The sequence below is a fragment of the Halopseudomonas pelagia CL-AP6 genome, from assembly GCF_000410875.1.
Lineage (GTDB): Bacteria > Pseudomonadota > Gammaproteobacteria > Pseudomonadales > Pseudomonadaceae > Halopseudomonas > Halopseudomonas pelagia.
Genome location: NZ_AROI01000057.1, coordinates 1 through 4,235, shown reverse-complemented (window position 1 = coordinate 4,235; position 4,235 = coordinate 1). Strand labels below are relative to the sequence as shown.

General features: G+C 54.3%; 3 protein-coding genes and 1 pseudogene. 2 read left to right on the top strand and 2 right to left on the bottom strand.

Annotated elements, in window-relative coordinates:
• Together istA and K787_RS25170 are read right to left on the bottom strand one after the other, a co-directional pair.
• On the bottom strand, positions 1–1,343 hold a 1,343-nt coding region (istA, locus tag K787_RS0121345; protein ID WP_028615186.1), incomplete at its 3' end, for an IS21 family transposase.
• 370 nt (positions 1,344–1,713) lie between these two features.
• Positions 1,714–1,848, bottom strand: a pseudogene (locus K787_RS25170) (alkaline phosphatase); the annotation flags it as partial.
• Between the two features lie 387 nt (positions 1,849–2,235).
• Between K787_RS25170 and K787_RS0121335 the strand changes: the two are divergent.
• Both K787_RS0121335 and K787_RS0121330 read left to right on the top strand, forming a co-directional pair.
• Positions 2,236–2,817 carry a KwaA family protein gene (locus K787_RS0121335; RefSeq protein WP_022964817.1) on the top strand — a complete coding sequence of 194 codons (582 nt, stop codon included), beginning with the start codon at positions 2,236–2,238 and terminating at the stop codon, positions 2,815–2,817.
• On the top strand, positions 2,817–3,740 hold the full coding sequence (locus K787_RS0121330; RefSeq protein WP_022964816.1) for a Kiwa anti-phage protein KwaB-like domain-containing protein: 924 nt from the start codon (positions 2,817–2,819) through the stop codon (positions 3,738–3,740). Before K787_RS0121335 ends, K787_RS0121330 begins: the two co-directional genes overlap by 1 nt.
• Positions 3,741–4,235: the final 495 nt, after the last annotated feature.

The window sequence follows — 4,235 nt, the reverse complement described above, 5'->3', positions numbered from 1 at the left end:
CGGCTGTAGCGCCGACTGAGACTCAGCAATCCCAAACAAGCGCGGTAGCCATGCTCTGGATGAGGGCGGGCCTTGAGCTGGCTCTGCACCACCTCCAGCGTGCCGGGGCCGATGTCCTTGGCCCAGTTGAGGAAGCGCTGCGGCGACCAGTCCTTGTGGGCCTGATGCGCCTTGGGCATGTGTTCGGTCAGGGTTACGAAGCGGCTCTTCCCGTGGCGGGGATGTAATGCCACCCGCTGGCCCTTGTGCATGACCTCCAGGGCGGTATCCGTTAACCGTACGTCCAGAACCAGCCCCACCAAGGCGTGAGGTACGCTGTACAGGCGTTTGTCGACCTCGATGTGGTAGTCGATGCCTGGCCTGGCCTTGCGCCATTCGGCGTAGGTATAGGGCGCTACTGGCAGAGGCCGCAGTGCCGGTCGATCAAGTGCGTCGAACAGGCTCTGACGGCTCTCGGTTCGACCCTGGAACGGGCGCTGGTTCAGGGCTGGTAGCAACGCGGCAATGGCGGCATTGAGTTCGGCCAGGGAGAAGAACATCTGATGCCGTAAACGGGCCAGGATCCAGCGCTCGACCAACAGCACCGACGTCTCGGCCTTCGCCTTATCCTTGGGCTTGTAGGGCCGTGCTGGCAATACCGCCGTCTGGTAATGGCAGGCCAGCTCAGCATAGGTCTCGTTGATCGTCGGACTGTAGCGGTCCGCCTTGGTCACCGCCGCCTTGAGGTTATCCGGAACCAGCAGTTCCGGTACCCCGCCAAAGAACCTGAACATCCTTTGGTGGGAGGCGATCCAGTCTGGAAGGCTCTGGCTCCAGGTAGCCTCGGCGAAGGTGTAACTGGACGCGCCCAGCACTGCCACAAAGACCTGGGCCTTGCGCACCTCACCGGTAGAGCGGTCCACCACCGGCACAGTAGGGCCGCAGTAATCGATAAAGATCTTCTCGCCAGCCCGGTGGACCTGTCGCATGCTGCGGCGCTGCCGGCCACGCCAGAGCCGGTAGTGGTGGCAGTACTGGCTGTAGCGATACGCCTTGTCGCCGTGGCGTTCTACGTACTCGGCCCAGAGCAGTTGCAGGGTGACGCCCTTGGTCTTGAGCTCTTGATGAACCTGGAAGTAATCGGGCTCGGCAAAGCGTGACGGTGGCGCCTTGGCCGGGAACAGCAGCGCGTACAGCCGAACCTCGTCCAGGTCCTTCGGCAGTGGCCAGGTAACGCCCTGGACCTGGGCCAGGCTGACGTACTTGCCGACGACGCCCTTGGAGAGTCCGCAGGCACGAGCAATGCGCTCGTGACTGAGACCGGCTTCGTATTTGAGGCGCAAGACCTCGGTGATCTGTCGCATGGAAATCCTCGCAGCCGGCATCCGCTCTTCCTCGTGGAAAAAGGAAGCGGTATGCGCGATTAAGTTGAAGAATTCCAGTGTGTTGGCAGTGATTCCGGGGGAACGTGACCGACGATTCCGGCATCGTGACCGGTGATTCCGGGATATCACCCAAAATCGGTCACGATAAAACGGAATGAGCGGTCACGTTAGCCCGGAACAGGCGGTCACGTTCAAACGGAATGGGCGGTCACGATGGGCCGGAATATGCAAAAACACCGGGGGTGCTGTCAGCGTCCTGATTGGGCTTGGCTAGGCATGCTCACGATTGGTTCTCCAGCCACACCTCCAACTGCGACTTGTAGGGGTTCAGGCCAATAGCAGCAGATCAATCGGAACTGCCGATGCCGCGCTTGCGCACATCCAGCCAGTCTTCACGGTTTAGATCTTTGGTGCTGACCAGGCGTAGCACGCCACGACCAGGCTTGTTAGCCAGTGGAGAAGGGGAATATTGGGTTTTATTCATGATGTCTCCAGACGCAAAAAAGCCCGGTCAGCAGATGCTGCCGGGCTTATGTCGTTAAGGTGAGCTAGATGGTTTTAGACATGACAGTCCTGGGCCGTGAATCAAGCAATCAAGGCCATGGCCTGATCCAAGGCTTTTGCCTCAGGCTTGCGCCCTGGCCGAACTAGGCTGAGCCCAAACGGAGGTCCACGCTGCGGACGCGCTTGTCATGCCCAACGTATTCGGTCATCTAATTCAGAAGGCACCAGGCGTGTTATATGCTGCCTCCAGCTGATTGAAATATTGCAATGAAAGAACCGGAAGAACACATTTCGGCTATTTTTCTTTTAATACTCCTGGTGTCTGATGCATAGTGATGGCATCGCTTACCCCCACCAAGGACAGGGTATGAAGGTCAAGCTCTTACCTGCTGTATTTCTTTTTCTAGGCTCGTATTTTCCACTCAGCGTGATCCTCTTGATGCAGGACATAACAGAGGTTAGCTGGGAAAAATCTGTTTGCTGGTCTTTGCACGGCTGCGAATTGCCTGCGTTAGAGAACAGCAGTCGTTCACTCACTTTTTTCGTCCTCTGCTCCGTCAGCCTGGTCATGTTCTTCTGGGTGCTCCGCAACTTACCTAGCGATCATGAAGTTACTGTCAAAGATGCCAAGACTGTTCCTAATGACCTCATCAACTATGTTTTTCCGTACGTTGTTTCCTTTATGGGTTTGGATTTGGGAGTTGACGGCAGGTTTTACGGCTTTGTGATTTTCCTGGCTTTGATGTTTTTGATTACCTATCGATCAGGCCAGATCTTGATGAACCCGCTGCTGCTCGCAATGGGCTGGCAGCTTTACGAGCTCAATGTTGTAACCACCAAGCATGTCCGCACTCGCATGGCCCTTTCCAAGTCGCCGGTTTATCCGAATGACACTCTCAAGTGTTGCTATATCCAAGGAATGTATATTTTGTCAAAGGAGCAAGATTGATGAACCCCGAACAAGCCCTTAGTGCTCTCCAATACTTCGATATTGAGGCAGCAAACCTTAGCCTGTGGACGTTCAAGAAAAGCCGAAGCAGAGCTGGGCGTTTCAAGGCTCAATCAGTCGTCGCGACGCCAGAGCTAATCGCGGAGCTCAAAAATATTGCGGCTACCCGGGTTGGAAGATGTGCTGAAGTGGAAAACTACGATCTGATTACTCAGATAAATGAGGCGTCGTGCCTGTTTCTGGAGGCTGACGAAACACTGTTCCCTCAACTTCAGGATGCGGTCGATCAGCCTCCAGAAGAGTGCCTCATCGACAGTTTTTCAGACTTACAGGGAAGTTTAGGGTACGTCGTTCGGCTTGCCCACGGGGAGGACGTGCTGTATTGCATTGCCCGGCTCCCAGGAGACTGGCAGGTCAAAACACGAAAAAAACGTATCAGTCTAGTTTTGCACGAAAACCGGCTTGATCTTGCCGGTGACGAAACGCTCTCCATTAGTAAGACCTTCGATTTCTTCGTTTTGAACGAGAATATTTTGGTGGTTAACCGAGCAAATTTCGAATCCCTGCTGGAGTATAAGCAAACCTACATCACCTCATTCGCGGAGCTCCAGGCGGATGCAGGGTTTCAAAGTGTATTTTCGGACATCACTCTGCTAATCGAACATGTTGGCGCCAACACCATGCACCTAAGGCGGATGGCTGTTGTTCAGGAGCGCGCCTTTTACAATAACGTACCCTTCATGGAGAAGTTGCGGGATGTCAGCCAGACCAGAAACTGGAACATCGTCTTCGATGCTAACGGCAAGATCGTTCCATCACCGGAGTCCGTCAGAACGATTATTCAGGTACTGCTGAATCATAGGCTACATTCGGAAATGAGCGGGGATGATTTCGACGTGCCCTCAACCAGTCCTGTTAGGTAGCGACATATCTGGCCTACGCTTCCGGCCGTACTTGCTTGTTATGATAGGCCGTTATCGACCAGAAGTGGACTGCACAGTGGCTCAGCAAGCCCCTATGGAGGCTTGGAAACATATACGAAACTAGGGCTGATTCAGTTAGCTGTAGTTTCAAAGCGAGCTGAAACAATGGAGCTGCATTTGAAGGAGCTAGGCTTGCAGCATTCGGCTCTGAGCAAACGATTGATCGTCGGCATGAGTCTGCTCGCCATTGTGTTGGCAGGAGTCGGTGCGGCAGCTTTTCCGTTTTGAAATATAATGAGTTCCTAAGACTGATTGCTGACTGAAGAATCACTTGGCCAGAAGTGGGCGGTCTTCCCAGGAAAACCACCGCTTCGGATCGATAGCGGCCCTTTTTCATTGAATTGATTCAAGCTTTGTATGATCCCTCTGGTTAGCCGTAGCTACAGACAGGCTGCCAGTAGAAGCTTGATTAATAGTAAGCATCCGGTCAGCACC

Coding starts and splice junctions, on each gene's coding strand:
- K787_RS0121330 (WP_022964816.1), top strand. CDS start 2,817: ATGAACCCCGAACAAGCCCTTAGTGCTCTCCAATACTTCGATATTGAG.
- K787_RS0121335 (WP_022964817.1), top strand. CDS start 2,236: ATGAAGGTCAAGCTCTTACCTGCTGTATTTCTTTTTCTAGGCTCGTAT.